The sequence below is a fragment of the Pseudomonas sp. SIMBA_067 genome (assembly GCF_046534675.1).
GTDB classification, from domain to species: domain Bacteria; phylum Pseudomonadota; class Gammaproteobacteria; order Pseudomonadales; family Pseudomonadaceae; genus Aquipseudomonas; species Aquipseudomonas putida.
The window spans coordinates 237,856-264,312 of the sequence record NZ_JAWRYH010000001.1 but is presented as its reverse complement, the minus strand read 5'-3'; the positions used below and the strand labels follow the sequence as shown (position 1 = coordinate 264,312).

The 26,457-nt window shown below is 58.3% G+C and carries 29 protein-coding genes and 1 pseudogene; 8 read left to right on the top strand and 22 right to left on the bottom strand.

What is annotated here, in order from left to right; genetic code table 11:
• Positions 1–32 precede the first annotated feature (32 nt).
• The 15 genes from SB765_RS01265 to SB765_RS01195 form a co-directional block, all read right to left on the bottom strand.
• Complete coding sequence (locus SB765_RS01265) at positions 33–1,019, bottom strand: amidohydrolase family protein (RefSeq protein WP_025754655.1); 987 nt, start codon at positions 1,017–1,019, stop codon at positions 33–35.
• On the bottom strand, positions 1,016–1,588 hold the full coding sequence (locus tag SB765_RS01260; protein ID WP_025754656.1) for a 3-hydroxyanthranilate 3,4-dioxygenase: 573 nt from the start codon (positions 1,586–1,588) through the stop codon (positions 1,016–1,018). The genes SB765_RS01265 and SB765_RS01260 overlap by 4 nt, the downstream gene beginning before the upstream one ends.
• A gap of 20 nt (positions 1,589–1,608) precedes the next feature.
• Positions 1,609–2,034, bottom strand: a complete 426-nt coding sequence (locus tag SB765_RS01255; RefSeq protein WP_025754657.1) for a RidA family protein — start codon at positions 2,032–2,034, stop codon at positions 1,609–1,611.
• Positions 2,027–2,821: a 2-keto-4-pentenoate hydratase gene (locus SB765_RS01250; RefSeq protein ID WP_027609219.1), complete on the bottom strand. Its 795-nt coding sequence runs from the start codon at positions 2,819–2,821 to the stop codon at positions 2,027–2,029. Before SB765_RS01250 ends, SB765_RS01255 begins: the two co-directional genes overlap by 8 nt.
• Entirely contained in the window at positions 2,818–3,846 is a 1,029-nt protein-coding gene (gene mhpE / locus SB765_RS01245; protein ID WP_027609218.1) for a 4-hydroxy-2-oxovalerate aldolase, read from the bottom strand. Before mhpE ends, SB765_RS01250 begins: the two co-directional genes overlap by 4 nt.
• Entirely contained in the window at positions 3,843–4,775 is a 933-nt protein-coding gene (locus SB765_RS01240) for an acetaldehyde dehydrogenase (acetylating) (RefSeq protein ID WP_027609217.1), read from the bottom strand. The genes mhpE and SB765_RS01240 overlap by 4 nt, the downstream gene beginning before the upstream one ends.
• A gap of 11 nt (positions 4,776–4,786) precedes the next feature.
• The gene (locus tag SB765_RS01235) at positions 4,787–5,596 is read right to left on the bottom strand and encodes a 2-keto-4-pentenoate hydratase (RefSeq protein ID WP_027609216.1); all 810 of its coding nucleotides are present in this window, start codon (positions 5,594–5,596) and stop codon (positions 4,787–4,789) included.
• A 15-nt stretch (positions 5,597–5,611) separates the two neighbouring features.
• Complete coding sequence (locus SB765_RS01230; RefSeq protein ID WP_027609215.1) at positions 5,612–7,072, bottom strand: 2-hydroxymuconic semialdehyde dehydrogenase; 1,461 nt, start codon at positions 7,070–7,072, stop codon at positions 5,612–5,614.
• Between the two features lie 347 nt (positions 7,073–7,419).
• Positions 7,420–8,121, bottom strand: coding sequence for an SDR family NAD(P)-dependent oxidoreductase (locus tag SB765_RS01225; protein WP_218186970.1), 702 nt, complete (start codon positions 8,119–8,121; stop codon positions 7,420–7,422).
• Positions 8,122–8,135: 14 nt separating this feature from the next.
• Positions 8,136–9,371: a dienelactone hydrolase family protein gene (locus SB765_RS01220; protein ID WP_025754664.1), complete on the bottom strand. Its 1,236-nt coding sequence runs from the start codon at positions 9,369–9,371 to the stop codon at positions 8,136–8,138.
• A gap of 91 nt (positions 9,372–9,462) precedes the next feature.
• Positions 9,463–10,806 (bottom strand): OprD family outer membrane porin, encoded by a 1,344-nt coding sequence (locus SB765_RS01215; protein ID WP_027609213.1) that lies wholly within the window; start codon positions 10,804–10,806, stop codon positions 9,463–9,465.
• Positions 10,807–10,938: 132 nt separating this feature from the next.
• Positions 10,939–11,253, bottom strand: coding sequence for a Zn-ribbon domain-containing OB-fold protein (locus SB765_RS01210; protein WP_025754666.1), 315 nt, complete (start codon positions 11,251–11,253; stop codon positions 10,939–10,941).
• Complete coding sequence (locus tag SB765_RS01205) at positions 11,241–12,422, bottom strand: thiolase family protein (RefSeq protein ID WP_027917336.1); 1,182 nt, start codon at positions 12,420–12,422, stop codon at positions 11,241–11,243. Before SB765_RS01205 ends, SB765_RS01210 begins: the two co-directional genes overlap by 13 nt.
• Positions 12,419–13,783, bottom strand: a complete 1,365-nt coding sequence (locus SB765_RS01200; RefSeq protein ID WP_025754668.1) for an MFS transporter — start codon at positions 13,781–13,783, stop codon at positions 12,419–12,421. The genes SB765_RS01205 and SB765_RS01200 overlap by 4 nt, the downstream gene beginning before the upstream one ends.
• Before the next feature lie 90 nt (positions 13,784–13,873).
• Positions 13,874–15,487: an ATP-dependent acyl-CoA ligase gene (locus tag SB765_RS01195; RefSeq protein WP_033693252.1), complete on the bottom strand. Its 1,614-nt coding sequence runs from the start codon at positions 15,485–15,487 to the stop codon at positions 13,874–13,876.
• Positions 15,488–15,610: 123 nt separating this feature from the next.
• Between SB765_RS01195 and SB765_RS01190 the strand changes: the two genes are divergently transcribed.
• On the top strand, positions 15,611–16,507 hold the full coding sequence (locus SB765_RS01190; protein WP_261871733.1) for a LysR family transcriptional regulator: 897 nt from the start codon (positions 15,611–15,613) through the stop codon (positions 16,505–16,507).
• Between the two features lie 469 nt (positions 16,508–16,976).
• Here SB765_RS01190 and SB765_RS01185 read toward each other — a convergent pair whose 3' ends face one another.
• The gene (locus SB765_RS01185) at positions 16,977–17,885 is read right to left on the bottom strand and encodes a LysR family transcriptional regulator (RefSeq protein WP_027609209.1); all 909 of its coding nucleotides are present in this window, start codon (positions 17,883–17,885) and stop codon (positions 16,977–16,979) included.
• A gap of 140 nt (positions 17,886–18,025) precedes the next feature.
• On the opposite strand from SB765_RS01185, the gene SB765_RS01180 reads away from it, so the two are divergent.
• Positions 18,026–19,426, top strand: a complete 1,401-nt coding sequence (locus tag SB765_RS01180; RefSeq protein ID WP_027609208.1) for an amidohydrolase family protein — start codon at positions 18,026–18,028, stop codon at positions 19,424–19,426.
• An 11-nt stretch (positions 19,427–19,437) separates the two neighbouring features.
• Positions 19,438–19,911 (top strand): DMT family transporter, encoded by a 474-nt coding sequence (locus SB765_RS01175; protein WP_027609207.1) that lies wholly within the window; start codon positions 19,438–19,440, stop codon positions 19,909–19,911.
• Positions 19,912–20,277: 366 nt separating this feature from the next.
• Here the strand turns inward: SB765_RS01175 and SB765_RS01170 are convergent.
• Positions 20,278–20,626: pseudogene (locus tag SB765_RS01170) on the bottom strand (IS5/IS1182 family transposase); the annotation flags it as partial.
• A gap of 9 nt (positions 20,627–20,635) precedes the next feature.
• On the opposite strand from SB765_RS01170, the gene SB765_RS01165 reads away from it, so the two are divergent.
• Entirely contained in the window at positions 20,636–20,785 is a 150-nt protein-coding gene (locus tag SB765_RS01165) for a hypothetical protein (RefSeq protein ID WP_155738207.1), read from the top strand.
• Between the two features lie 152 nt (positions 20,786–20,937).
• Here the strand turns inward: SB765_RS01165 and SB765_RS01160 are convergent, their stop codons facing one another.
• From SB765_RS01160 to SB765_RS01145, 4 genes are all read right to left on the bottom strand, one after another.
• Positions 20,938–21,279 (bottom strand): hypothetical protein, encoded by a 342-nt coding sequence (locus SB765_RS01160; protein ID WP_027609206.1) that lies wholly within the window; start codon positions 21,277–21,279, stop codon positions 20,938–20,940.
• 227 nt (positions 21,280–21,506) lie between these two features.
• Positions 21,507–22,007, bottom strand: a complete 501-nt coding sequence (locus tag SB765_RS01155; RefSeq protein WP_027609205.1) for a ferritin-like domain-containing protein — start codon at positions 22,005–22,007, stop codon at positions 21,507–21,509.
• Positions 22,008–22,037: 30 nt separating this feature from the next.
• Positions 22,038–22,268: a hypothetical protein gene (locus SB765_RS01150; RefSeq protein ID WP_027609204.1), complete on the bottom strand. Its 231-nt coding sequence runs from the start codon at positions 22,266–22,268 to the stop codon at positions 22,038–22,040.
• 16 nt (positions 22,269–22,284) lie between these two features.
• Entirely contained in the window at positions 22,285–23,166 is an 882-nt protein-coding gene (locus SB765_RS01145; RefSeq protein ID WP_027609203.1) for a manganese catalase family protein, read from the bottom strand.
• A 245-nt stretch (positions 23,167–23,411) separates the two neighbouring features.
• On the opposite strand from SB765_RS01145, the gene SB765_RS01140 reads away from it, so the two are divergent.
• Both SB765_RS01140 and SB765_RS01135 read left to right on the top strand, forming a co-directional pair.
• Positions 23,412–23,921, top strand: coding sequence for a ferritin-like domain-containing protein (locus SB765_RS01140; RefSeq protein WP_027609202.1), 510 nt, complete (start codon positions 23,412–23,414; stop codon positions 23,919–23,921).
• A gap of 62 nt (positions 23,922–23,983) precedes the next feature.
• Positions 23,984–24,208: a DUF2061 domain-containing protein gene (locus SB765_RS01135; RefSeq protein WP_081717257.1), complete on the top strand. Its 225-nt coding sequence runs from the start codon at positions 23,984–23,986 to the stop codon at positions 24,206–24,208.
• Between the two features lie 792 nt (positions 24,209–25,000).
• Here the strand turns inward: SB765_RS01135 and SB765_RS01130 are convergent.
• Complete coding sequence (locus tag SB765_RS01130) at positions 25,001–25,234, bottom strand: PLD nuclease N-terminal domain-containing protein (protein ID WP_027609201.1); 234 nt, start codon at positions 25,232–25,234, stop codon at positions 25,001–25,003.
• Between the two features lie 197 nt (positions 25,235–25,431).
• Between SB765_RS01130 and SB765_RS01125 the strand changes: the two genes are divergently transcribed.
• Both SB765_RS01125 and SB765_RS01120 read left to right on the top strand, forming a co-directional pair.
• Positions 25,432–25,935: a CinA family protein gene (locus SB765_RS01125; RefSeq protein WP_027609200.1), complete on the top strand. Its 504-nt coding sequence runs from the start codon at positions 25,432–25,434 to the stop codon at positions 25,933–25,935.
• 65 nt (positions 25,936–26,000) lie between these two features.
• Positions 26,001–26,453 (top strand): hypothetical protein, encoded by a 453-nt coding sequence (locus SB765_RS01120; RefSeq protein ID WP_081717266.1) that lies wholly within the window; start codon positions 26,001–26,003, stop codon positions 26,451–26,453.
• Positions 26,454–26,457 lie beyond the last annotated feature (4 nt).

Below are 26,457 nucleotides of genomic sequence, written 5' to 3'. Positions count from 1 at the left end.
CGATCAGGTTGCCGCTCGTTCGCGATGGCCAATCAGATGCCGAAGAATCCCCGGGCGTTCTCGGCGCAGATACGCGACTTGTCCTGCTTGCTCAACTGCGGATGCTCCAGTACACCAGCGCCAATTGCCTGTTCGCCTAGCGGGAAGGGAGAGTCGGAGCCGAGCATGACGCGGTCTGCCCCCATCACGTCCACCAGCAAACGCAGCGCACGAGGGTCGAAGACCGCCGAGTCGACGAAGAAACGTTTGACATAGCTAGACGGCAGTTCCGGGCAATCCTCTCGGACAATATCTCTATGGCGCCAGGCGTTATCTACCCGTCCCAGGAGGAAGGCGAAGCCGCCGCCGCCATGGGCGAAACAGATGCGCAGGGACGCCGGCAAGCGTTCGAAAGCGCCAGACAGGATCAGCGACAGGATACCCAGCTGTGTTTCCGCCGGCATCGCGACCAGCCAAGGCAACATCCATTTCTTCATGCGCTCGCCGCCCATCATGTCCCACGGGTGCACCAGCAACGGGATATTTTCCACCGCACAGTGGTGCAGGAAGGTGATCAGGCCCGCTTCGTCCAGATCGTGGTGGCCCACGTGATTGCCGATTTGCACGCCGACATGGCCACAGGCCTTTGCCCGGCTGGCCTCAAGGCAGGCCGCCTCGATATCTTGCAGGGGTACCTGGGCCAGCACCTTGAGACGATCGGGTATCAGGGCCGTCATCTCCAGGGCCCGATCGTTCATCATCTGTGCCCACGGCAGCGCCTGCGCGATAGGTTGGTCGTAGCCGAACATCACCGGCGTTGCGCACATCACTTGCACGTCCAAGCCCTGCTCATCCAGGTGTTCGATGCGGCGCTGCGGATCCCACAGCACATCATGTACCGGACGGAACGGTTTATCTCCCAGCATGATCTGCCCCTGACGCCCCTCGGTATGCAGCCAAGGGCCACGCTGAGGACTCAGGCGGGCGGCCTCGGCTTGAGTAATGCGGGGAAAAAAGTGCGAATGGATATCGATTTTCATAAGCCGTGGACCTCACGCAGCGTCTTGTGCCAGGTCTGCCAATCGCGGCCTGGGTGGATTTCGCCGCAACCAGGGCAACGACGCTCATCATCGGTGGTGGTATAGAACTGGTCGTATACCGGTGGAAGATCGGCAACGATGCTCTTGAGCCTCAACTCATAGCGCCGGACCACGGTGCCGCAGTGCGCACAGGACCACTGCAAGGCGTCGGACTGCCCTTCCGGGCGGCGATGCTCCACCACCAGACACAGACTGCCGGGCTCAGGACGCTGCGGCGAATGGATAACGTGGGGGGCCATCAGGTAGATGTCGCCTTCCTTAAGGTCGACGCGCTCGTAGCGACCTCGGTCCCAGACGTTCAAGTAGGCATTGCCCTTGAACTGGTAGAAAAACTCCTCCACCGGATCGTCATGGAAGTCGGTGCGCTGATTAGGCCCACCCACCACGGTGACCATGTAATCGCTGTCCTGCCATATCTGCTGATTGTTCACCGGCGGCTTGAGAAGGTGCGCGTGCTCGTCGATCCAGCGGTTGAAGTTGAAAGGGGCGCTGAAGTGATGCTTGTCCATGGTTGTTTTCTCCCTACGGTTCAGCGACGACGCGGCGCGTACGCTATGGCCTTAATCTCGATACGTAGATGGGGGTGTGGCAATTGGTGTACGGCTACGGTGGTGCGGGTCGGGCCGCTTTCGTCAAAGTATTCGGCGTAGACGTCGTTGTATCCGCCGAAGTCGTTCATATCGACGAGGAAGCTGCTGATCTCCACCACGTCTGCAAGGCTTGCACCTGCAGAGGCGAGGATGTCGCGCATGTTCTCGATCACTGCGCGGGTCTGCGCCCGAATGTCTAGCTGGGTGGTGCCCATGGCATCCACCTCTACGCCGACAAAACTGTTGTCCGGGCGCCGTGAGCTGGTACCGGATACGAACAGGAAGTCACCCGCACGCTTGATATGCGGAAAGCGCCCACGCGGTGTGGCCTTGCCAGCAACGACAGTGGCGTTGAGGTCACTCATGGCTGACGCCTCCGTGGTCACCGCGGACGCTGAAGCTGCTCTGCCCAACGCCATGGACATCGACACTGACATGCACGCCTGGGTACAACGCCACCGCAGCGCAGGCGGCGCCTGCCATCACCAGGCTACCCGCGGGCAATTCGAGTTCGGCGGCGTGCAGCAGGCGTGAGGCGTGCACCAGGCTGCGCAGCGGATTGCCGAGGATTGCAGCCGTGGAGCCGGCCTGAGCCACACGCCCATCCAGGCGCATCACTACGCCGGCGTTGTCCAGCCCAGAGAAGTTGCTCGACCAAGGGCCAATGGTGAGGCCGGCCGAGGAGCAGTTGTCCGCCACCACATCCTCCAGGCTGAACTTGAACGCCTGGTAGCGTGAATCGATGATCTCCAGCGCCGGCGCCACGGCCTCGACATGGTTGCTCACTTCCAGCAGGGTCAGCGGGCGATCGATCGCACGGCGCGTTAGAAAGCAGACCTCCGGCTCGACACGCGGATGAATGTAGCGCGCCAAGTCGATCAGGCCGCCGTCCTCTTCCACCATGGTGTTGCTGAGCCACCCCCAGATCAGGCTATCCACCCCCATTTGCATCATCTTCGCGCGGCTGGTGAAGCCCAGCTTGATGCCGATGCTGTGCTCACCATCGGCATAACGACGCTGCATGGAGGCGCGCTGGATCCGGTAGGCGTCATCCAGGGAAAAGGCGGTGCTGCCACTGAACTGTGCCAGTGGTTCGGCGCTTCGCGCCGCCCGGTCAAGGGCTTCGGCGATACGAGCAATATCGGTATTCATGCACGCTTCTCCAGCGATGGCTTCAATAGGTCGAGTGCGACGTCAACGATCATGTCTTCCTGGCCACCGACCATCCGCCGCTTGCCCAGCTCGACGAGGATGTCCACGGCCTTGATGCCATAGCGGGCAGCGGCCACTTCGGCATGGCGCAGGAAGCTCGAATAGACCCCGGCGTAACCCAGGGCCAGCGTTTCACGGTCCACCCGTACCGGGCGGTCCTGTAGCGGGCGCACCAGGTCGTCGGCGGCATCCATCAGCGCGTACAGGTCGGTACCGTGCTGCCAGCCAAGCTTGTCGGCAGCGGCGATGAACACTTCCAGCGGTGCGTTGCCGGCGCCGGCGCCCATGCCGGCGAGGCTGGCGTCGATGCGGTCGCAGCCCTCCTCCACGGCGGCGATGGAGTTGGCCACGCCCAGACTGAGGTTGTGGTGGGCATGGATACCGGTCGACGTCGCTGGGTCGAGCACAGCCTTGACCGCACGGAAGCGCGCACGGATGTCGTCCATGTTCATCGCCCCGCCCGAATCCACCACATAGATGCAAGTGGCGCCGTAGCCCTCCATTAATTTGGCCTGCTGCGCGAGCCCTTCAGGTGTGTGCATATGGCTCATCATCAGGAAGCCAACGGTGTCCATGCCCAGTTCACGGGCATATTCGATGTGCTGGCGCGAAACATCTGCCTCGGTGCAGTGGGTGGCCACGCGAACAATGCGAGCACCGGCGTCATAGGCGCTCTTCAGGTCATGGAGGGTGCCAATCCCTGGCAGCAGCAGCGTGGCGATCTTGGCGTGGTTGACCGCGTCGGCCGCTGCTTCGATCCATTCGAGGTCGGTGTGGGCACCGAAACCGTAGTTGAAGCTGGAACCCTGTAGGCCATCGCCATGGGCGACTTCGATGGAGTCGACCTTGGCGCGATCCAGCGCCGTGGCGATGGCACGCACGTCATCCAGCGAATACTGGTGACGGATGGCGTGCATGCCGTCGCGCAGGGTTACGTCACTGATATAGAGCTTCTTGCCGTTCATGCCGACGCCCCCATTGCTTGTGCCATGCGCTCGGCGGTGGCCAGCGCGGCGGAGGTCATAATGTCGAGATTGCCGGCGTAAGCCGGCAGGTAATGGGCGGCGCCTTCCACTTCAAGGAACACCGACGTCTTGAGACCGGTGAAGGTGCCCTGCCCAGGCAACCTCAGGCCGCACACGGGTTCGAACTGCACCTGCTGTTTGAGGCGGTAGCCCGGCACGTAGGCCTGCACTGCGCGAGCCATTTCCTCGATGCTCGCCGCGATGTGCTGTTGGTCGGCGGTCTCGCTCAGCACGTACACCGTGTCGCGCATCATCAGCGGCGGTTCCGCGGGGTTCATGATGATGATCGCCTTGCCCTTGGTCGCGCCGCCTATCACTTCGATGGCCTTGCTGGTGGTCTCGGTGAATTCGTCGATATTGGCGCGAGTGCCGGGGCCGGCGGACTTGCTGGCAATCGAAGCAACGATCTCGGCGTAGTGCACCTTGGCCACCCGCGATACCGCCGCGACCATTGGGATGGTCGCCTGGCCACCGCAGGTGACCATGTTGACGTTGGTCGCCTGCAGGTGCTGCTCGAGGTTTACCACCGGCACGCAGTACGGGCCGATGGCCGCCGGGGTCAGGTCGATGATGCGCAGGTCGGCCTTGTGCTGGCGCAGGAAGGCGTCGTTCTTCACATGGGCACCAGCGCTGGTGGCGTCGAAGACGAAATCGATGTCCCTGAACACCGGCAGGCGGGTCAGGCCCTGCACGCCTTCGTGGGTGGTGGTCACGCCCAGGCGGGCGGCGCGGGCCAGGCCGTCGGAGGCCGGGTCGATGCCGACCATCGCTGCCATCTCTAGGTGCTTGGCGTTGCGCAGGATCTTGATCATCAGGTCGGTGCCGATGTTGCCGGAACCGATGATGGCTACTTTGCGTTTCTGGCTCATTTAGGGCCCCCTTACTCGGCTTGAGCAAAGGACGCAGTGACGCGGCCCAAGCCCTGGATCTCAGCGGTAAACACATCGCCCGGGCTCACCGGCACCATAGGTCCCAAGGCACCGGTCAACACCACGTCACCGGCACGCAATGGCTCGCCGAGACGGACCATGGTATTGGCCAGCCACACCGCCGCATTCAGTGGGTTTTCCAGGCAGGCTGCGCCGGCTCCGACCGATACCGGTTCGCCGCGTGAAGTCAGGCGCATGCCACAATTGACCAGGTCCAATTGCCCCAGGGATACCGGCTGACTGCCCAGGACAAACAGCCCGGACGAAGCATTGTCGGCGACCGTGTCGAGCAAACTGATGTCCCAGTTGGCGATTCGACTGCCGACGATTTCGATGGCCGGCAGGGCGAAAGCAGTGGCACGGATAATGTCGGCCAGGGTGTGGCGCTCATTGCACAGATCGCGCTCCAGAACCAGGGCGATCTCTGCTTCTACCTTGGGCTGCTGGCATTCACTCCAGCTGATAAGCTGGCCGTCACCTCGGGCCATCTGGGCAAACAGCCGACCAAAGTCCGGTTGGTCAACCCCCAACTGGCGCTGGACAACACTGGAGGTCAAACCGATCTTGTGACCTACCGGGTTCCAGCCTGCGGCAATGTCGGCGGCGTTGTTGTGCTGTTGCACGGCGTAGGCCTGCTTTAGCGCGGGTTCATCTTGCTCGGCAGCCGCACGCTCGATGAGATCGCGTACTGGCGCACAGGGCCTGCCCTGTTCACGAGCCTGGCGCAGACACGCTGCTGCTTCAGCGATTGCTGGATGCATGGAGTTCTCCTGTCCTTACGGATTGACACAAATGGTGGTGAGCTCGGAATAGAAATCCAGCGAGTGGCGCCCTCCTTCGCGGCCAAGCCCAGACAAGCGTGCGCCACCAAAAGGCGTACGCAGATCGCGCAGGAACCAGGTATTGACCCACACCATGCCGACATGGATACGTCGAGAGAGACGGTGGGCCCGCTTCAGATCGCGAGTCCACAGAGAAGCAGCCAGGCCGTAGGCCGAATCATTAACGCGTTGCAGCACTTCCTCGTCGCCATCGAAGGGCGCGATATGACAGACCGGACCGAACACTTCTTCGCGAATGCAGCGAGCGTCATCGGCAAGGTCGGTCCAGATAGTCGGCTGGATAAAAGCGCCCTGGTCGCGCTCGTCGCCAAATGTCGGCACACCGCCGCCACTGACCACTGTCGCGCCCTCTGTCACAGCCAATTGGAAGTAGCCCAACACCTTGTCGCGGTGTTTATGGGAAATCAGCGACCCCATGTTCACGCCGTCTTCGTCGGGATAGCCGATCTTCAGCTTCTCGGCGCCTGCTTTGAGCGCCGCGACAAAGCGCTCGTAGATCGACCGCTCGACGTAGACCCGCTCCGTGCATAGGCAGACCTGGCCAGAATTGGTGAAACTGGAACGCAGCACACCGGCAACTGCCGCATCAAAATCGCAATCTGCAAAAACGACTGCGGCATTCTTGCCACCCAGTTCGAAAGACACCTCACGTACGCCCTCGGCAGCAGCGCGCATGATGGTCGAGCCGGTGCGCGACTCACCGGTAAAGGTGATGGCATTGACGCCAGGGTGGCGAGTAAGAAACTCACCGGCAGAATCAGGGCCAAAGCCATGCACAAGATTGAATACACCGGCGGGCACACCGGCCTCGTGCATGACCTCGGCCAACAGCGTGGCACTGGAAGGCGTATCTTCCGACGGTTTGACAACCACAGAATTACCACAGGCCAACGCTGGCGCGACTTTCCAGGTAAGCAGCAACAGCGGTAGGTTCCACGGCGAGATGATGGCCACGACGCCGTGCGGCTTACGCACGGTATAACTGAACACATCCGTGCCATCGCCGGTGCGCATTTCAAAAAGCTCGCTACCGCCTTGTCGCACTAAATCAGCGAAGGTACGAAAGTTCTGCACGCCCCGTGCAACATCCAGGCTGCGCGCCTGATGCACGGGCCGACCAGTATCAGCGACTTCGGCAGCCACGAAGTCTTCAAATCGACGCTCGATGCCATCGGCGATCCGCTCTAGCAGATCAGCCCTCTGGGCAGTGCTGAATCCAGCCCACGGCCCCGACTGAGCGCCTGCCGCCGCTTCGACGGCAGCATTCACTTCATCTTCACCAGCCTCACATACCTGGCCCAATAGGCTCCCATTGACAGGAGAGATGTTGTCGAACCTGCGGCTGCTCTCGACGAAAGTCCCAGCGATATAGTGACGTAGCAAATGTTTGGACACAGCGCCCTCCTGAGCAGGATGTTTTCAATGAGTCTAGTGAGGTCATATATAAATTAATAATCGAAATATCGTCTTCATGTATTAGAACTCGGAATACATGAATTTCAGGCAAAGCTATGGATGTGAATGCGCTTTAGTAATTCACTGCAACTTTCATGTTAACGATGCCCGCAACTTAATTGCGGCACCAAACATCTTCGGATTTTGCTTGTAAGCCTGCAGGTGATGCTCAAGCCGCCGCGACTTTTCATCTCAGCCAGCAGGCCAGCGCGTTGCAGTCAGCCCGAGCGTGCAGCATCGCTTGCGGTGGTGCTGCACGCTTGAGCAGCACTCCCGCTGCGGCCCTTTTAAAGGTACCGGGCGAAGTAGGCCTGCGTACTTGCCCGGTTGGCCGCGAGCTTGTGCGCAACGTCCAGTGCCATGGGGTCGGGATAGACCTCGGTGGCACCGCTGGCCAACCCCGCTACGATCGCGTCGGCCACGTCCCGAGGACTGGCCTTGGCACCCGCAACGCCACGGCTCATCGCGGTATCGATCGCACCGGGGAGCACTGCCATCACCTGCACCTGGCCGGCCAGCTCCGCCCGGGCGGCCTCGGTCAGGCGCAACGCGGCCGCCTTGGACGCACACAACGACCCCATGGCTGGCAACGCCACCCGCGCCAGAATCGACAGCACGTTGACGATGGCGCCAGTTCGCTCGACAAGCGTCGGCGCAAAGGCACGCATCATCGCGAGCGTGGCGAAGTAGTTGACGGCCATTTCCTGGGCAGCGGCTTCGGGGTCCTCGGTGCCCAGCAACCTCTGCTGCCTATTGAGGCCAGCATTGTTCACCAGGATATCGACCCGTACCCTGCTCGCCACCTGCGCGACTTGCTGCTGGTCGGTGACGTCCAGATCCACCGCCTCCACCTGCGGATGATCGAACAGCAGACGCTCAGGGTTACGGCAAGCGGCGTAGACACGACTTGCCCCCGCAGCCAAAAACGCTTCGATCAAGGCAAGGCCCAACCCTCCGTTGGCGCCGGTGATCAGGACCTCCTTGCCCACAGTCGTGATGGCGCTCACAGGTGCTCACTTTTGGCCCAGCGGGCCATCAGCGTGTTCGAAGGCAGCGATTCATCGAGCAATTTCTTGGCCGTTTCGATGCCCGCCACCGGTAGCCCTTCTGGATCGAGCAGGCCGATCTGTACCAGCACAGAGGCCTGGTCCCAGTAGATATGCTCGTGGTATAGCTTGTTGCCGCGGAAGTTGACCACCGCCACCATGGGTACTTCCACGTATTTGCCGGTAGGTGCTATCCCAGGCAGCATGTAGTCCATTTCGCAGGTGTGGGTGAAAGACATGATGAATTCATCGACGACCTGGTAGGCGCCGACCGTGCGAGAAACCGGAATCATCTTGGTGTCCTCGGGGTTGGCGTGGACAAAGTGATGCTGATAGAAGCGTCCGAGTTGCTTGCTGCCCACCCCGCCGGTCAGCGTCGGAATGTGGTTCACGTAAGGCTCGGCGACCATGGTCTTCAGGGTGGCCGGCACGTCTCGGGTAACGAACTCATGGTGGATGTGCTCGTCCCACAGGTCTGAAAGGTTGTAGGCCGGCCCGATGTACTTCTTCAATGCGCCAATGGTGCGCCCATGAGCCATGAGGGCCGAGGGTTTGTGAAAGTGATCGCTGCCCAGGCGGGCAAAGGCATGGTCAGCACCCTCGTAGGTATACAGCTCTACGCCTGGGCGGCCACGCAGCACCTCGGCGATACGCGCACGGGTCGTGGCGTCACACAGCCCGTCCAGTTCGCCGTGATGCAGCACCAGCCCACCGCTCAGGCCATCGGCTTCATCCAGGTATTGCTCAATACCCATGCCGTAGTAGCCCACCGCAACCGCGACATCAGTACGGGTGGCGGTGAGGTAGGCCAGTTTGCCTCCCAGGCAATAGCCCACGAAGCCCAGGGCGGGCTCGGTGACCTCGGCCAGATCCCGCAGCGTGTCGAAGGCGGCGGCGATGTCGTCTACGGCCTTGTCCAGGTCCAGTGCGGTGTAGAGGCTCAAAGCCTTATCGAAATCTGCGGGGGTGTAGCCCAGGTCGATACCCGGCTGTAGACGCCAGAACAAGTCGGGCACCAGAACCACATAACCTTCCTCGGCATACATCTGCGCCACCTCGCGCATGTTGGCGTTCACGCCAAATATTTCTTGGCCCAACACGATGCCTGGCCCCTTGCCTTCAGGCGGCAGCGCCAGATATCCCTTGAAACTTCCAGCCTGGTCTCGTGCCTGAATATCGATGTATTTGCTCATCTCATTACTCCTTCTACGGTAAGCGGACAGACATTGCTCTACATGAATTCTTGGCGAAGCAGCTTTGATGAAGCATTGCCAACGGCGCCATCTACAGCAGCTTGAAAGGGAATTCGGTGATCAGGCGAATCTCATCCATGTCACCGCGTGGCTCAGCCGAATTACCGCGGTGCACGCCGTACCGCGCTCTCAAGCTGAGGTTTTTTGCCGGCCCGTCTTGCACGACATATTGCATCTCGATATTGCGTTCCCAGTGGCGCCCCCCATCTCGAAAGCCGAGGGGATAGTAGGAACTGTCCGGTTCGATATCGGAGCCTTTGCCACCCTGTCCCTGCATGTAGCGAATCATGAACCTCAGGCCAGGCACGCCACGCGCACTGAAGTCATAGTCGTAACGAACCTGCCAGGACCGATCGTTGGGCGCGTTGAAGTCACTGAGCTGTACATTGTTAGCCAGCTGTGCCACGGTGGTTTGCCCGTCTCGGAACGCCATATAATCGAAGGGCGTGTCGCCCTGCACCTTCTGGTATGCAAGCATGAGGGAGTGGGCACCGAACTTGACGCCCGGAGCAAAGGACCAGGTTAAGTTGTCGATGGGCCCGCCATGGGCGGCACCGATGTCGACCGTTCGGTACATGCTGAAATTCAAGGTTGGGGTCAGCCCCTCGACGAGGGCAGGCAAGTAGCGAAACCCCAGGTAATCCTGGCGCCAAAGATCTTCGGCACGTTGAGTGCTGAGGTAGCCTTTGACTGCGCCCTGCTCATAATTCAGGCTGAGATAATCGACCGTATCCGTCTCCGTAGCGCCATACAGGGAACGTAGCGTGCTGTCGTTGCGGTTCTCCGAAGGCGCCTTGCCGGCGGTGATGTGGGCGGCATCGAAGGTTAGCGGCTGCAGATCGCGACTGATGAGCTGCCATGCTGTCACCGTTTGCGGCAACAGGCGCCCGGAGCCACCATCGGTGAGGAACACCGGAGAGGTGCGCAATTCCATGGAGCCGTATTTGAGCACCGTTTCACGGTACTTGAGCTTGAGCGCACCGCCGCCCACGCTGTACTCATTCGCCACATCACCGTCGTTGTTGACGTGAAGCAGGTTGGTGCCGGTCTTGCCACGACCACTGTCAAGCTTCAATCCCGCATACAGATGCGCGTCGAATCCCAAGCCGACAACACCAGTCGTGAACGGGGAGATGTAGTCCAGAGTTAAGCCTTGGGCCAACTCCGCGCGATAACCGTTAACGGTGCCTGATCGGCGGTTGGCACCACCGTTGCGGAAGTCGCGGTTGAGATAAAAGTTCCGGGTTAAACCGGACAAGCTTCCCTGCTGAAAATATGTTGAAGCATCGGCCCATAGTTCATCTGCCAAGGCCTGTTGGCAAGCCAGCGCCAGCCCTAAGCCAGACACTAGTCGGTAATCGATCACTGCAGGCATAACCACACTCCTGGGTACTCACGTGCACCACGCGCAAGGCCTTGAGGCCATGCATGGTCAGGGAATGACTAGCTGGGGGGTCGGCCGACGACGCACGCTTCGGCGATCGAGGTCGGCTCGAACAGTTGTTGATTACAAGTCGCGGTCGGCCGGGTGGGCTACGATTCGCCGATATTCATCTATGGCGAGCTCTACCAAGGTGCCAGGAGGCAAAGGCTCTGCTGTCTGGGCAATTACCACTGGCCCATCGCTCAGCTCGACACTAGCCAGGTGCAGGAGCTCTGCGGCAGCGATCCCGATCCGCGCGCGCACCACGGTAGCCTGAGCAATCCGGGCGACCCCGGCAGAGACTTCCTGCCACTGCGCCTCACCGCAGCGCGGGCAGCTGTAACGCGGCGGGAAACTGGCCTGGCCGCAACCGACACATTGCTGGATCATGAACGCCATGCCACACCCCCTTGCCACCGTTCGAGCACCACCGCGTTGGCGCACATGCCGTAGCGATACTGGACCATGCCATAGCCGGTCACCACCGCCAGGCGCGCATCGCTGACCTGGCGTTGACCGGCGTCGCCAAGCAGCTGGGTAATGGCTTCGACCAACCCATGCATACCCCCCGCCGCGCCCGCCTGGCCGGCCGAGAGCTGCCCGCCCGAGGTATTCACCGGCAGTTCGAAACGGCCTATCCGCCGCAGCGCTCGCCGGTAATCGTCGTCGGGGACGAAGCCCAGGTCGGCGAGCTGGATCAGGGCCATGACCGGATAGTCGTCATACACGCACGCCAGGTCCATGGCATCAGGCCCGGTATTGGCGCGGTCCCACAGCGTGTCGGCAATCTTTGCCAGCGGCGTCTGCAGGCCATCGCCAGCCTGGTGGTCATCGTTGTGCAGCGCCTTTACTGCACGCACCGCCACGTTGACCGTGTTGCGGGCGAGGTCGGCGCGGGTCAGCAGGATGGCGTTGGCGCCATTGACTACCGGTACGCAGTCAAACCGGCACAGCGGGTCGGCCACCATGGGCGCCTCAAGGTACTGCTCGATGGTCAGCGGCTCGCGGTAGACCGCCAGCGGGTTGCGCTGCGCCCAGGCTCGCTGGGCAATGCACAGCTCTGCATAGTCTTCGCGGCCAAGGCCGGTGCGTTGCGCATGACGCTGGGTGAGCATCGCGAACACCCCATTGGGCCCGCCGTGCTGAAGCGGCTTGAGGTACTCCTCGGTGGTCCGGTTGTAATGGTCGACCAGAGTCTTGAAATCCTCCGGGGTGAACGTATCACCGGCCACCAGTACGATCACGTTGGCATCACCGTGCTGGATGGCACGCACGGCATGCTGCAGCATATTGATCGCGCTAGCCCCGCCATTGCGGTCATCCATGCACCAGGTCAGGGTCAGCCCGAGGCGCCACGCCAGATCGATGGCGTTGTCCGGCCGGTGGGTGAAGGATGCCACGCCCAGGCCGTCGACCTCATGCGCTGCCACGCCTGCCTGGCGCAGCAATTGCTGCACCGCCCTGCCGAGCAGTTGCGACGTCGACTCACCCGTGCCGCGCCGGTTGTAAGGTACTTCCAGGGCCCCGGCGATCAGCGCCACGGCGTCATTGCTTGCTGACCGGTTCATGACCGCCCTCCTTTGGCCCGCACGCGGGTCTCCTTGGTGAAACAAAGAGAGATGACTGTGATCAGCCCCAGCGCCATCATCATCAGAGAAACTGGCCAACTAGCCTGGTAATGCGCCAGCAAGGCGGTAGCGATCATCGGCGTCAGGCCACCGGAGAATACCGAGGCGACTTCGTGCCCGAGAGCCATTCCGGAATAGCGGACCTCAGTGCTGAACAGTTCGCCCATAAGACTAGGCTGCGTACCGATCATGGCCCCGTGGCAGATGGCATTGCCAATGAGGAAGGCGAGCCAGATCCAGGCAGGCTCTCGGGTCTCGAGTAACCAGAAGAATGGGAATGCCATTAGCACCATCCCTAAGGCACCCACCATATATACCGGCTTGCGACCTATGCGGTCCGACAAACGCCCCCAGAACAGCATGGCCACCAACTCCACGCACGTGGAGAACGTGACTCCCGCAAGCATCACACTATTGGGCACGCCAAGAAACTTGCCGTAGACAAGAGCGAACGCCAGCATGATGTAGGAGCCGCCGTTTTCAGCCACTCGCAACCCCATGGCCATCAGCACTTCCCGCGGATATCTGCGCAACACATCCAGCACGGGCATATGCGCCGTCTTGCCCGTTGCCTCAGCTCGCTGGAAATCCTGACTCTCTGGCAATGTCCGGCGAATGTAGACGCCCAGGACGAATATGACGATCGAGATAAGGAACGGAATGCGCCAACCCCAGCTGTGGAAATCCCGCTCCGGCAACAACTGGACTAGATAGAACACCGCTGCGGACAAGACGAACCCACCGCCCACTCCGATCTGACTAATCGAAGCGTAGAAGCCGCGGCGCTCAGGTGGCGCCGACTCGCTGATCATCAGCACGCCACCGCCCCACTCGCCTCCTGCTGCGATGCCCTGCAAGATACGTAACAGCAGTAGCAACGCGGGCGCCCACATGCCCGCTTGAGCGTAGGTGGGCAACAATCCGATCAAGAAAGTTGCCCCGCCCATGATAGAGAGCGTCCATACCAAGGCTTTTTTGCGACCGTACTTGTCCCCGATATGGCCGAATATCACCCCACCGAAAGGCCGCGCGAGAAAACCCAACGCAAACCCGGCCAGTGCCGCGATCGTACCCACCAGTGGATCGGTGCCCTTGGGGAAAAACAATTCCCCGAATATGAGCGCCGCCGCTGTGCTGTAGAGAAAGAAGTCGTACCATTCCAACGCCGTGCCAGTGACAGAAGCCAAGACGATCTTGCGAAAGGTCTTGCTGTCGATCGGTACTCGGTTATCAACTGCAGCGGAAACATGACTGTGCTCCGACTGGTTATCTGATAGTTCAAGCGAATGCGTGCCCGTCATGGCCGTCTCCGTCAATGACTGAATATTTATGAACGCTATTTTTATTGTTATTGCATCGTTTTTTATTGCACGGCAGTCAAAGCTAAATGATTAGGCGCGTTTAAGCCTGTAGCCGGAGCACTCTAGGTCCCATGTACTGGCGGTAACGCCGAGTTCTCTCAATTTATATTTCTGAACTTTGCCGTTTTCGGTTTTCGGCAACTCGATAACAAAATCTAAGTAACGCGGCACGGCGAAATACGCCAACCGTGACTCACAATATTGCGTCAGCTCCAATGGATCGAGCTTAGTCCCCTCCTTGATGACGATAGATGCCATGACTTCATCTTCCGCCAGTTCAGATTTCACCGCATATACCGCCACGAGCTCCACCGCGGGGTGGCTCGACAGAACCTGCTCCACCTCAAAAGACGAGATGTTCTCTCCACGGCGACGGATTGTGTCCTTCAAGCGGTCAACAAAGCGGAAATAGCCGTCGCTATCGCGCACAACCCGGTCGCCGGTGTGATACCACAGGTTGCGCCAGGCTTCGACAGTCTTTTCCGGCATACCAAAGTAGCCGCAGGCGAAAGCGAAGGGCTGCTCAGCGCGCAATACAAGCTCTCCTGGTTCGCCATCCGCTACCGGCTGATCCTGGCTGTCTACCACCCGGGCACTGAAGCCTTTGGCCAATCGGCCCATAAAACCAGGCCGCTGATTCTCCAGAGTCCCTCCAATCACGGCATTGGTTTCGGTAGCCCCATAACCATCGATGAGGCCGATGCCTGTGCGTTGAATAAACGGGGCGTGGAACTGTTCAGGGACGCCTGGGGCTAGCGCGACACGCACGTTATGCGCGCGCTCGAGCTCATTGTGCGGACGGCTGAGAAGGATAGGCACCATGGCTCCCAGCAGATACGTCACTGTGGCCCCGGTTTCCGCCAGCGCCTGGTAGAAGCCGCTAGCGGAAAAACGTTTGTCTACCACCAGCTGTGCGTCGTGCAGCAAGGCCTGGAAAAAGGCGTTCAATGCATTGGTATGGAACAACGGCAGGCATGTATACAGCACATCCCCGGGGCGCACCTGTAGGTCGCCACCGGTATTCAGCCCCCACCAAAAGAATTGGGCGTGCGGGCAGATCACGCCCTTGGACAACCCGGAAGTCCCGGAGGTGTAAAGGATAACCAGCGGGTCGCCATCCTCGAGCACTGCAGGTGGGGCCATGGACGCACTGCGAGGGGGCATCGACCGCACCCTTAACCGCTCCTGCCAAACCGCGTTGACATCGCCTTGCGGCGAAAGGACCCACAGGGCTTCGACAGCAAGCGCAGAGTAATCAAGTGCCGCGAGCACATCCAGATTGACCTCGTCACTGACCAACAAGCGCGCCCCACTATTAGCCAGCACATGATTCAACTGCATGCCCCGACAGGCGGTATTAATAGGCACCGCAACCGCGCCCAGCCAACCACATGCCAACAGCACTTCAAGGAACTCGGCGCGGTTGGCGCACATCAATCCAACCCGATCTCCACGCTTTATCCCATATTCCGCTAGTGTTGTGGCACGCCGTCCTATCACGTCGACAAGTTGCGCAGCAGTCCAAGTGCAGCTTCGGTCGGAAAAAAGCGCCGTTTCAGGGCTGCGTTCAATACGTTTCGACAGCAGCACCGGAAGTGTTAATGCCCCGCCAACTGCTTGTTGTTTGCAAAAACCTGTGTCCATCACTCAAAGCCTCAGATTGTTGTATCGCCTCGCTGTTGTTCCGAAGTCTATGAACCTGTACTCTATAAGTCAAATTCATGGCAATTATACAATTGATAAACGGTATTTATACGAATGCGCAACTTGAATGATGTCGATCTAAATTTGCTTAGGGTTTTTCAGGCCATAATGGAGGAACGCAGCTTGACACTCGCGGCTGGACGCCTGGCGATTACACAACCTGCTGTAAGTTACGCCTTGGGTCGACTTCGCAAGCTTTTTGATGATGCGCTATTCGTACGCACGCCGGAAGGCATGATGCCGACCCAGACCGCCGAGCGGATTGCCCTACCGATCGGACGGGCACTCACGGCAATACGCGATGCTCTGAATGAAACCGAACCCTTCGATCCTGGTACTAGCGACCGGGAGTTCCGTTTGTGTATGTCAGACATCGGCGAACAGGTGTTCCTGCCGTCGCTTTGTGAACGGCTTCAAACGCTTGCGCCGGCCATTAAGCTCTCATCAGAGCTGGTACCCGTCGCCATGGTGGTCGAGCGGATGCGTATGGGGCAACTGGACTTCGCAATTGGTAACCTGCCCACACTGAAAACAACCACCCGGTACCAATCCCTGTTCCGAGAACAATACGCCTGCATGACTCGCAAGCGTGACGGACTTCCGGCCGGGAAAATCAGCGTGGAGGATTTTCTTGCCCTCTCCCATGTCAGTGTCACCTCCACTGACAGCAGCCACTTAGCCATCGAGGACACTCTGGCCTCACGTGGCCTGAATCGACACATCGCTTTGAGGGTACCCCACTTTACAGTTGTGCCGCAGATACTCAGGCATACAGGGTGGATGGTCACCCTACCTGAAGGCGTCGCACATGCGCTGAATCATTCGAATGATTTCGTGATTTACCCGCTGCCAGTGGAGATGCCGGGGGTCGAGTCTACCGTTCATTGGCATGGTGCCTACGACGCTGATGCCGGCAATCAATGGTTCAGGGCATTTCTATTTGAAACCTTGCGCAGATAAGGCTATTGCAGATCAGGGGTAGTCACGGAGGCCAAGTCATAAAGGGGCTAGCAGCATACGTCGGCGGGTATTGCTGGCCGGGCTGCGCTACGCGCAGTCTGCGCAGCACGGCAAGGGTATACGCGCCCGCATGGCACGGTCATAGAATGAGCCGCTTCCGAGCCAAAATGGACGGGCAAAATTACCTAACTCCTCATTAGGATCATTTACGCGCCAGGCTACGCCATGTTGAGGGCCTCCTTCCTGCGCTTCGGCTCGGGCGCCAGCATAATGCTCGGCCTGACGTTCATCGGTTTGCGTGCAAATGAAGCTGACGACACCGCTCACTTTCAGGAGCAGCGGAATGCGTCGATTTTTTAATTGCAGCCACGGTCCACTACTGCTGGGCCAAGCCAGGCGCACCATTCAACCATCCTATAAACGCCAATAGTGATTGGCATTTTAGTCCGGAGAAGCTTTCATCTCCTGATCAGCCAGCAGGCGAACCGCCGTCGTGAACTAGCCCAGCGATCCAGTCAGCGAACGCCTGCACAGCTGGTGATAGAAAGCGCTGATGTGGATATAACAAGTGCACAGGAACCCGGTCAGGCTGCCAGTCAGCAAGCACTTCGACCAGCCGCCCTTCTCGTAGATGTTCGGAAACAACATTCTCGGCGAGTTGCACGAGCCCAAAGCCTTCAAGGCACATTTTGATGTAGAGCCCAGTCTCGTTGACGGCTGCTGTGCCCTTGACCGGTACTGAGATTTTCTCGTCGCCACGGGCGAAGCGCATCTCACCTGCTTGCCTTGCACGGCCCGAGAAGTAATGGATGGCCCGGTGACGAGACAAATCTCGCGGAGTCTGCGGAGTACCGTTCTCTTCGAGATAGGCAGCAGATGCACAGGTCACCCAGCGAAAACGGCCTAGTGGTCGCGCAACGAGCGTTGAGTCATCCAGCTCGCCTGTACGAATGACGCAGTCGACTCCCTCCTGAAGCAGGTCAACCTGCCGATCGTTGACGCCTATCATCAGGTAAATATCCGGGTAGCGCCGGTAAAAGTCTTGCAGGTTTGGAATGACGATGAAGTGGGCAATGCCGCCCGGCATATCGACGCGCAAACGCCCCTGCGGCCGTTTCACGGAATCCGTCAGGCTGGTCTCCGTGCGTTCGATCAGTCCCAATATTTCCCTGCATTGCGCCAGATATTGGGCGCCTTCAGGCGTCAGGCTAACCCGCCGCGTTGTTCTGTTCAGCAGGCGCACCTGCAGGTACTTCTCAAGATTTTTAACGCTGCTGGTCACCGTTGAGGCCGGTAGAGAGAGCGTCTGCGCCGCCTGGCTAAAGCTTCCTGCCTCAGCCACACGGACGAAAACCTGCATTGCTTGAATACGGTCCATGACGGGTAACAGCCTTGGAGCGGTGAAAGGAGGCATTATTATTCGCATAAATTGAATAATAAAAACAGTTCTACCATCTTTTTCCCGCAGTATCGAATTGCGTACATTGCTTCCAACGAAATTTGAAGAGGGGTACTGAAATGGGTGAATACACCCGCAGCATAGTGCAGGCTCCAGCCGCTCCGGCCGGACGCACACTTATCCGCGGCGCAACTGTGCTGAGCATGGACGGCGACATCGGCAATCTGGCGCGTGGCGATATCCTCATAGAAGGCAGCACCATCTCGGCCATCGATGAAAATCTCGAAGCCGGCGACGCTCTTGTGATTGAGGCATCCGGCATGATCGCCATGCCGGGCATGGTCGATACCCACCGTCACTCCTGGGAGGGGCAACTACGGCGAATTAATCCGAACGCCGCAACCCTGGAGGATTACTGCAACGCCACCCACTTTTCGTTCGCCAAATATTATCGTCCGGCGGACATGTATATCGGCAACCTGCTGAGTGCATTGGGCTGTATCGATGCTGGTATCACGACCCTTGTCGACAACTCGCATAACAGCCGCACCGGTGCGCACTCCGATGCCGCAGTAGAGGCGCTGCTCGATGCAGGCATACGCGCCGTACATGCTTCGGGAGCGCCGGTGGCGGGTGAGTGGGACAAAGCCCACTGGCCGGGCAACCTCGAGCGTCTGCAGGACAAATACATCAAGAACGGTGACAACCCGCTGCTCTCACTGGCAGTGATGGCGCAGCTGGAACCTGAGCTGTGGGCTGAGGCCAGGCGCCTGGGATTACCGATCATCACCGAGTTTTTTGGTGGGGACATGGCAGCTGAATTGGAAGGCTTGCATCGCGAGGGGCTGCTGCGCTCTGACAACATCTTCAACCACTGCACCGCGCTGCCGGACGCCGGGTGGAAGATCCTTCGCGAGGCTGGCGTGCGGGTCAACGTATGCCCGCGTTCAGATGCCCACTACGGCATTGAAGATGGAATGTTCGCCATGCAGGCGGCTCAGCGTCATGGCATCAGCCCTGGGCTGAGCGTCGATAACGAAACGTCCTACAGCGGCGACATGTTCATGGAGATGCGGGTAGCGTTTTATCTGCAGCGCGTCCTGGGCATGCATCAGCAGCGCTGCTGCAGCGAAGACCATCATCCGGTGGTGACCCTGCCCGCCCATGTTCTGCTCAAAGCCGCGACTGTCGACGGCGCCACCTGCGCTGGCTTGCATGACAAAATCGGCAGCCTGGTTCCCGGCAAACAGGCTGACCTGATCCTTATCAACGCGCAGGACATCAACCTTTATCCGTCAGGTAATGCCTTCGGCACCGTGGTACATGCGGCAGAGCGCAGCAATGTCGACACTGTCATGATCGGCGGGCGTATCGTCAAGCAGGGCGGCAAGGTTCTGGGTGTGAATAGCGAAAAGCTGCGCGCGGCGATCGACGAGTCGCGTGAGCATCTGTTTGCTGCTGCTGGCTATCAGCCGGATATGTTTGCCGAGGCATTCTTGCCGCTTGAGTCAGCCAAGTAAGGAGGCGTTAAATGAATGCAGCCTACTACCTACTGGCTATCTGCGCGGGGCTTGGTATCACCCTGCAGACCACGCTGAATGGCCAACTCGCTAAAGGTGTGGGTGGAGATTCCGTAGCGGCGGCACTGTTTTCTTTTACTGCCGGTGCGCTATGCCTGGGCATCTTTTCGTTGATGCGTGGCGGGATAGTGGCTTCAATCGCGGCTATCCCTGCCCAGCCTTTGTGGAGCCTTCTAGGTGGCCTGCTAGGTGCCGGCGCGTTGCTCAGCTACGTGGTACTCGCGCCAAAAATAGGCCTTTCAGCGCTGCTTGGCCTCGCCATCGCCGGGCAGATCATTTCGTCCCTAGTTATCGATCACTTCGGACTGCTCGGGGCAGTCGAGAGGCCGGTATCTGGTTTCAAGTTGGCCGGGGTAATCGTGATGCTCGGAGGCTTGGCAATCGCCCTGTTTGGTGACCGGTGGTCAGGGCTTGTATCCAGCTGATTCCCGTGGTTAACCCCTCTCGCTTCATAGCCACTGATACCGATGGAGTGCAGCTTGAAGCCGAAGCGGTTGCCGCAGGAGAACTGACAGAAGAGCGATTACGAGGGTTAACTGAGTACGGGAAGCTCGGTAGAGGACTCAGTGTGATCATTTCTGGCTGCTGGCAGCCCTTAACGACTGACCGCTATCGATCCAGGCTGTGGAAAAACGCAGTAATCGCATCGATAACTGAGAACCGAGCAGATTACCTGCGGAATCATCAGGCGAGAGCGTAAATACCCTCACCCAGAAAAATAGACATTTGTAGTGCTACACGGGCCGCGTCAGCGGCCCATGTAGCTGTTTACGGGCCAGCAAACGGCGGGGTTACGCCCTGATCGCCTCAAGTAGTCCTGCGATGCCGAAAATGCTCACCATGCGTTTGTGGAGGCGAGCACGTGAAGGCTCATTTCGGTGCTTAACCTCGGCAGGGTTTTGGTCACGAACTGGTTGCTTCCCTTCCAGAATCTGTTCGTTCCAAAGGTGTGCTCCACCAGGCGAACCTTCATCATCTCCGGATCTTGCTCCAATCGGATTTGCCCCTCTCGCCTACTGCTTCATGCTCGCAGCGCTTGAGTCGCCGCTCTTTATCGGTCTTACACTGCTTCTGCATGGAGCAACTCCGGCATCCTGAAAACCAGTAGCACTGCAGTAACAGGCGGTCCTCCATCGAGGAACAGACGCGATGAGTGCCTGTCGTAATGCCGCGTCGTGGCTACTCAGCACTAAAGTCGAAAAGCTGAAACAGCAAATGCAAAAACTCAAGGGCATCGAGGCGCAGCTTCGAGCCAGTCCCGATCAGCAAATCTCGCTTGCCGGCGGAACCACTCAATGACCTCTGGTTGAAGAATCGGAGTCACCCATTCCGGAGGGGAGTCCTGCGTCAATCCACCAATCGCCACGAGCCGTAGGACCTCAGGGTCTAGCCTCAGTTGCTCGGCTGCGGAAAACACTGGCAGCAGCGCTTGCTGAACTTGAATTTCTGACTCACTGGATACGGACATAGTCTTCCACTTTCTCCTTAGACCGATCCGACACGTCAGCCGTTTGAGAAAGTGAAGATGAAGCCTCGCGCGCCCTCTGGAGGGCCATATCTACGCCCCAGGAAAGAGCCGTTGTCATCGACTGGCCCGGTCGTGAATCGAAAAATTGTTCATCAAGAACCAGGCCGCTTGGCGCGTACACGCCGATGAACAGTTGAGTTCCTCCAGCTCGAGAGAGCCTGCTTTGCACGTCAATGGTTGTACCATCGGCGAGGGATTCATCATGGATCTGGTGGTGGAGCGTGGGGTCAGCCCATGCCCAAAAAGCCTTACCGCGAATGCGCATGTCGTTCTCCTACGACGCTAGGTCTATGCTGAAGGATTTATCCACCATGGGCGCATCACCTCCGAATAGCGACCGATTTCCACCGCGCCGGTGAGATACCGGACCGGCGGGTCAAAATGCTCCACAAGAATTTTTTTTTGTATAAGAAGACGCGCGTTGCGAGAAAGAAATCGCGGAAATGACAAATTCCTAGAAGGCCCAGCACGTACTTGGCTGGGCCCGACCCGTTACTTCTCGAGGGTGGCGGCCTGGTTGCCGCCTTCTTCGGCAATCGCTGACAGCTTCTCGTCTGCAGCTTTTTCTTCTGCAAGCGTGTCGGCCAACAGCGAGGCCGCCTCTTCCATACCGAGGTGCTTGGCCATCGCAATTAGGGTGCCGTAGCTGGCGATCTCGTAATGCTCAACCTTCTGGCATGCCCCGATGAGCGCCGCATCGAGCACCGCCCCCTTCTCGATTTCATCTATCAGCTCTTTACTCTCCTCAACCAAACCCTCCATGGCTACGCACTTCATCCGCTTGAGTTTCAATCCAGCGGACTCTACCAACTGGTCAATGCGCTCTATCTGCCCCTGGGTTTCCGCTAGGTGTGAAGTGAACGCATCCGCCAGCAGCGGATTGGTAGATGCCCTAGCCAGACGCGGCAATGCTTTGGTGATCTGCTTCTCAGCGCTGTACACATCCGAAAGCTCATGGATGAACAGGTCTTCAACTGTTTTGCGAGCAACCATCGTCATTCTCCTTGGGTTTGAAAATCGATTTCACTGCAGGGTGTGGCTGACCAAGCTCTCGTGTAAGGATTCAATGGGAAGCTTTGGGGGCAGATCGTTGGGCAGCAGGGAGCCAACGCCGAACATGCTTGTGGCCATCTTTACTCGCATCGCTCGGCAAGCCAGGCGCGAGTCGGCCTCAAACTCTGCTACCGCCGCGCTCATCAAATGCTCAAAGCCGATGCCGACCTGAGCCTTATCCCTCCTTTTCAAAGTGCTCATTGCGGCCTCCCGAAATTCAGTCATCTTTACCGTTGACCAAGCCTGAACCAAGATCCGCGCCGGTGACCGGGTTGCTGGCTGGATCGGACATCGTCCGCAGCTTCATGGCTTCCAATACCGCCAGATCAGGAGCGGCCAGTTCTACCGAAGCGGTGCCATCTCCGCCATCAACGGCAGCCGATGGATTCTCGACGTACTCCCACTCCTCGCCTTCATTCCAAGGGCCGCGCACATTCGGCTCACCCGACATGTTGAAATATTTGTTGGTGAACTCCGGCATGCCTGGGAGCTTGCCCTGAGGGAAGTTAGGCTGGATGGCGTGCAGTGCTTTTTCGAAAGAAAGCTGGTGTGCGATTTCTCGCGTCATCAAGAAACCCAGCGCCTCTTTCACGCCTGGGTCGTCCGTCACGTTCATCAGGCGCTCGTACACGATCTTCGCCCGCGCTTCGGCAGCGATGTTGGAGCGAAAATCAGCTGTCGGTTCACCGATGGTGTCCACATAGGCCGCACTCCAGGGCACCCCTGCCGAGTTGGTAAGCGGAGCGCCGGCGCCGTAGAGGATGCTGGTAATGTGGGAATCGTTACCGGCGCCATTGATTGCTCGGTACAGCTCTCCCTCCTCTTCGACCCCCTCAGCAAGTCGGCCCTTGGCGCCCTTGTTAAGCATCACGATGATCGAGCCTACAATCTCCAGGTGGCTCAGCTCTTCAGTGGCGATGTCCATCAGCAGGTCTTTGCGGCCTGGGTCATCCTCGGCCAGGGCCTGGGTGAAGTATCGACTGGCAGCGGCCAGCTCACCCTGAGCGCCGCCGAACTGCTCCAAAAGCAAGTTGGCAAGGCCGGGATTGGGCTGCGCGACGCGCACGGTATATTGAAGACGCTTGTTATGGATAAACATATTAAATCTCCCAACGGTTGAACCAGCACGCAAATACGTCCTGTGTCCTTTGTGGGAGTTAACGGAGGGATCAATGGTGCAAATCGCCAAAGAGCTCTCAAGACGAATGGACACAATGTGAAAGTTCAAAATCATTTTCCAAATAACTGCAGACAAATAGGTTGCGCACTCAACCGTTCATCAACCTAGCCGAACGCAGTGAATTGAATTCAGCTCTGAATAAATTCACTACATGGAGAGCACTCATGACTAAGCCTGCAGAAAATTTATTGGATTGGCTGCGCGATGCTCACGCGATGGAGCAGCAAGCCGAAAAAATGCTTAAAGCGCAAGCGGAACGGTTGGAGCATTATCCCGATCTTCGTGAGCGAATTACGCAGCACATCACCGAAACGGAAGGACAACAACGGAAATTGGTTGAATGCATAGAGCGCCTAGGAAGGAGCACCTCGACCTTGAAAGACTTAGCAGGCAAGCTCATGGCCTTCGGCCAAGCAGTGGGTGGCATGGCGATGAGCGATGAAGTGGTTAAAGGTGCGATGTCTGGATACGTATTTGAAAATTTTGAAATTGCTTCCTACACGGTACTTATTGAAGCAGCGACGTTCGCAGGGGATGAACTCACTGCCGAGGCCTGCCGGTCGATATTGAAAGAGGAGGTCGCCATGGCCGATTGGCTGAAAGATCACCTTCCCGAGATAACTCGAGCTTTCTTGAGCCGGTCGGCTGCTCCCGGTGAAGAAGCAAAACGGTGATCAGTTCTGTGAGCCGTATGTCACAACGTGCGGCTCACAACAATCCGAGCTAAGGGACAACAATGAAAAGCGCATCTGACGTACACTGCTGCCACTCAAAAACTAAAGGCCCCCTACCCAAAACCCTAAGTTTTAGCATACTCCACTTCAGTATTGCCTTTGCGGTCGCCTATCTACTTACAGGCTCGGCTCTCACAGGCGGGCTAATCGCGGTTATTGAGCCCACTTGTAACACCATCGCTTTTTATTTTCACGAACGAATATGGCGGCGAATCGAAAAAAACTGACAGCATTGCTACAGGATTTTTCGCTCTTCTAAGAGAACTTACTTGAGAATAATTGAATTCATGATAGTTAAACGACACTTCCTGAGTTCTTGACGTCACTCAACCACTGCCTAGGGACATAACGCATCGATACGTTACTTCGAAAAGGAATAGAAAAATGGAGTGAAACAAGCCAGGACTGGCCCAGTGCTAGCAGATAGATAAAGCATTGCTGTGGCAGCGCTTGGAGCAGAATAATGAAAATCAAAAGCGGCAAGCCACACATTGCGAACCCGTGCCCTCACAAGTATATAAGAAAGGCTTATTATCTTGGTTTGCCTGGCGAAGACTACGTATGCGTCGCCTGCGGTGAAAGCCGCCCAGAATCGGAATGGCCTAACTTTTTACGCCGAAACGAGCCGAACTCTAGCAGCCCTTGATTAGAAAATAAGGCGCCCCTCGCTATCCTAAACGCGCTCGTCCCCGACCACTCATCTCAATTCGCCCTGATTAAGCGCCTGCCGCATACAGCACCGTTGAATACATTGTCGGGTCTTCATTATTCAGCCAATGTGCGAGCATAGTCCAGTCAAAAAAAAGCTCGCCTCACGGCGAGCCTCATCCCCAAGCCTTCGAGGATAGTTTCACCGCTGGTGACGCCCCTGATTAGGTGCCGCTTTCTGAGCGGTAGAATCGTGCGATGAGCCCACAGCACCATCCGGGCGATGAGCATCGTTATCTCGCTCTTCCTCGCCGTGCGATTTCCGTAGGTCTAGTTCCTTATAATGCCCTTCTCTGGTCATGCTGCCGCTCCTACCCTTTGCTGTGTTCAGGAGATGTCGGCCCAGTGCCGCGCTTGATCCCCCGTGGCCCTGCGACGCCCCATATAGCCAAGCCAACCACCGGCAACACGAGCAGTATCAAAGCCCACAGCACCTTGACTGCATCTGACTTGTCGCTTCGAAAAACGCTGACCATTACCCAGAGATCAACCAGCAGAATGATGGCCGCCACGGCAATCCAGAAGTACGTTGCGAGATCACCCATTTCCGTTTCTCCCGATGTCCAATTGGATAGCCGCAGCGATAACACGGTAGGTCTGCTGCCCCTATACATAAGGGAAGGTGGAAATCTGGACAAAGTTCAGACGATTTTTTCGGCATGGGACAGGCGGCTAAATAAGCGCTGAACCAATTGCCCGAGGGTTGCGTCCACCGCTAAAGAACAAGCGAGTCGATACCCTCATGGCAACCGAACCTGTACTGGCCGCGCTCGGCTACCTCAAGGACAATCAGTTGATTCTTTCCACCGCCGAATCTTGTACTGCAGGCTGCATGGTGGCGCTGTTGGCGACGGTACCTGGCACTGGGGAGGTACTGGAGAGTGGTTATGTCGTCTATTCACCGAGTGCGAAAAAGCGTTTGCTGGGGGTCAGTTCCGAGACCATCGAGCGCTACGGGCTCACTAGCGAGCCTGTGGCGTGGGAAATGGCGTTGGGTGCATTGCGAGACAGCGATGCCAATGTGGTAATCGCAACAACAGGAGTAGCGGGGCCTACCGACGAATCTGGGGTACCTCCAGGGACGATGTGCTTTGCTTGGGCCTTTGCTGGCGAGCCTGCTGCGGTTTTTACATGTACTCAGCGTTTCTTCGGCGAGAGAGCGGAGGTGATGCAACAAGGCGCGCTGTTCGGTCTGACGCGCCTTGCTCATTACCATCAACGCTGGCTTCGCGGCGAACGCGCCTGAGGGCACATGAAATGCCGAACGATGAGATGATATCCAGAAGTCACCCGATCCAGGAGAACATGCCCATGCAGAAGCGCGTTTGGCGCTTCGAACGTGTGGGGTGGTATGTGCTGGTGATCATCGTATTGCTAGCCTTGGCAGGGCTGTTCGGCGACGGCCCACTAAGCGATGCCGAGGTGGTGAGCCAGGATGGTCGATTAAAAGTTGAATATCAACGCCTCAGTCGCAGTGGCACCACCGACAATCTTTTCATCACAATTCAGGGGAGCCCTGGTCAGCCAGTGATGGTTGAACTTGAGGGGCCGCTACTGCGCGAGGCCAGTATCGAGACTATGCAGCCCGAACCCCTGGTGTCGATCTCCCATGGCCCAGCCCTGCGGCTGCAATTGGGTACCAGCAAGGGTGGTATGGCCACCTTGTACCTGACACTGCGAAGTGGGCACGTGGGTAGCTTGGAAGGGGTTGTGAGGTCGGGCTCGAACACCGAAGTCCACTTTTCCACATTTCTCTACCCCTAGGAGG

Bases quoted from the DNA above. Each gene is read 5' to 3' on its own strand.
- SB765_RS01265 (WP_025754655.1), bottom strand. From the start codon at position 1,019: ATGAAAATCGATATCCATTCGCACTTTTTTCCCCGCATTACTCAAGCC.
- SB765_RS01260 (WP_025754656.1), bottom strand. From the start codon at position 1,588: ATGGACAAGCATCACTTCAGCGCCCCTTTCAACTTCAACCGCTGGATC.
- SB765_RS01255 (WP_025754657.1), bottom strand. From the start codon at position 2,034: ATGAGTGACCTCAACGCCACTGTCGTTGCTGGCAAGGCCACACCGCGT.
- SB765_RS01250 (WP_027609219.1), bottom strand. From the start codon at position 2,821: ATGAATACCGATATTGCTCGTATCGCCGAAGCCCTTGACCGGGCGGCG.
- mhpE (WP_027609218.1), bottom strand. From the start codon at position 3,846: ATGAACGGCAAGAAGCTCTATATCAGTGACGTAACCCTGCGCGACGGC.
- SB765_RS01240 (WP_027609217.1), bottom strand. From the start codon at position 4,775: ATGAGCCAGAAACGCAAAGTAGCCATCATCGGTTCCGGCAACATCGGC.
- SB765_RS01235 (WP_027609216.1), bottom strand. From the start codon at position 5,596: ATGCATCCAGCAATCGCTGAAGCAGCAGCGTGTCTGCGCCAGGCTCGT.
- SB765_RS01220 (WP_025754664.1), bottom strand. From the start codon at position 9,371: ATGAGCAAATACATCGATATTCAGGCACGAGACCAGGCTGGAAGTTTC.
- SB765_RS01215 (WP_027609213.1), bottom strand. From the start codon at position 10,806: ATGCCTGCAGTGATCGATTACCGACTAGTGTCTGGCTTAGGGCTGGCG.
- SB765_RS01210 (WP_025754666.1), bottom strand. From the start codon at position 11,253: ATGGCGTTCATGATCCAGCAATGTGTCGGTTGCGGCCAGGCCAGTTTC.
- SB765_RS01205 (WP_027917336.1), bottom strand. From the start codon at position 12,422: ATGAACCGGTCAGCAAGCAATGACGCCGTGGCGCTGATCGCCGGGGCC.
- SB765_RS01200 (WP_025754668.1), bottom strand. From the start codon at position 13,783: ATGACGGGCACGCATTCGCTTGAACTATCAGATAACCAGTCGGAGCAC.
- SB765_RS01195 (WP_033693252.1), bottom strand. From the start codon at position 15,487: ATGGACACAGGTTTTTGCAAACAACAAGCAGTTGGCGGGGCATTAACA.
- SB765_RS01185 (WP_027609209.1), bottom strand. From the start codon at position 17,885: ATGGACCGTATTCAAGCAATGCAGGTTTTCGTCCGTGTGGCTGAGGCA.
- SB765_RS01180 (WP_027609208.1), top strand. From the start codon at position 18,026: ATGGGTGAATACACCCGCAGCATAGTGCAGGCTCCAGCCGCTCCGGCC.
- SB765_RS01175 (WP_027609207.1), top strand. From the start codon at position 19,438: ATGAATGCAGCCTACTACCTACTGGCTATCTGCGCGGGGCTTGGTATC.
- SB765_RS01165 (WP_155738207.1), top strand. From the start codon at position 20,636: ATGAGTGCCTGTCGTAATGCCGCGTCGTGGCTACTCAGCACTAAAGTC.
- SB765_RS01160 (WP_027609206.1), bottom strand. From the start codon at position 21,279: ATGCGCATTCGCGGTAAGGCTTTTTGGGCATGGGCTGACCCCACGCTC.
- SB765_RS01155 (WP_027609205.1), bottom strand. From the start codon at position 22,007: ATGGTTGCTCGCAAAACAGTTGAAGACCTGTTCATCCATGAGCTTTCG.
- SB765_RS01150 (WP_027609204.1), bottom strand. From the start codon at position 22,268: ATGAGCACTTTGAAAAGGAGGGATAAGGCTCAGGTCGGCATCGGCTTT.
- SB765_RS01145 (WP_027609203.1), bottom strand. From the start codon at position 23,166: ATGTTTATCCATAACAAGCGTCTTCAATATACCGTGCGCGTCGCGCAG.
- SB765_RS01140 (WP_027609202.1), top strand. From the start codon at position 23,412: ATGACTAAGCCTGCAGAAAATTTATTGGATTGGCTGCGCGATGCTCAC.
- SB765_RS01135 (WP_081717257.1), top strand. From the start codon at position 23,984: ATGAAAAGCGCATCTGACGTACACTGCTGCCACTCAAAAACTAAAGGC.
- SB765_RS01130 (WP_027609201.1), bottom strand. From the start codon at position 25,234: ATGGGTGATCTCGCAACGTACTTCTGGATTGCCGTGGCGGCCATCATT.
- SB765_RS01125 (WP_027609200.1), top strand. From the start codon at position 25,432: ATGGCAACCGAACCTGTACTGGCCGCGCTCGGCTACCTCAAGGACAAT.
- SB765_RS01120 (WP_081717266.1), top strand. From the start codon at position 26,001: ATGCAGAAGCGCGTTTGGCGCTTCGAACGTGTGGGGTGGTATGTGCTG.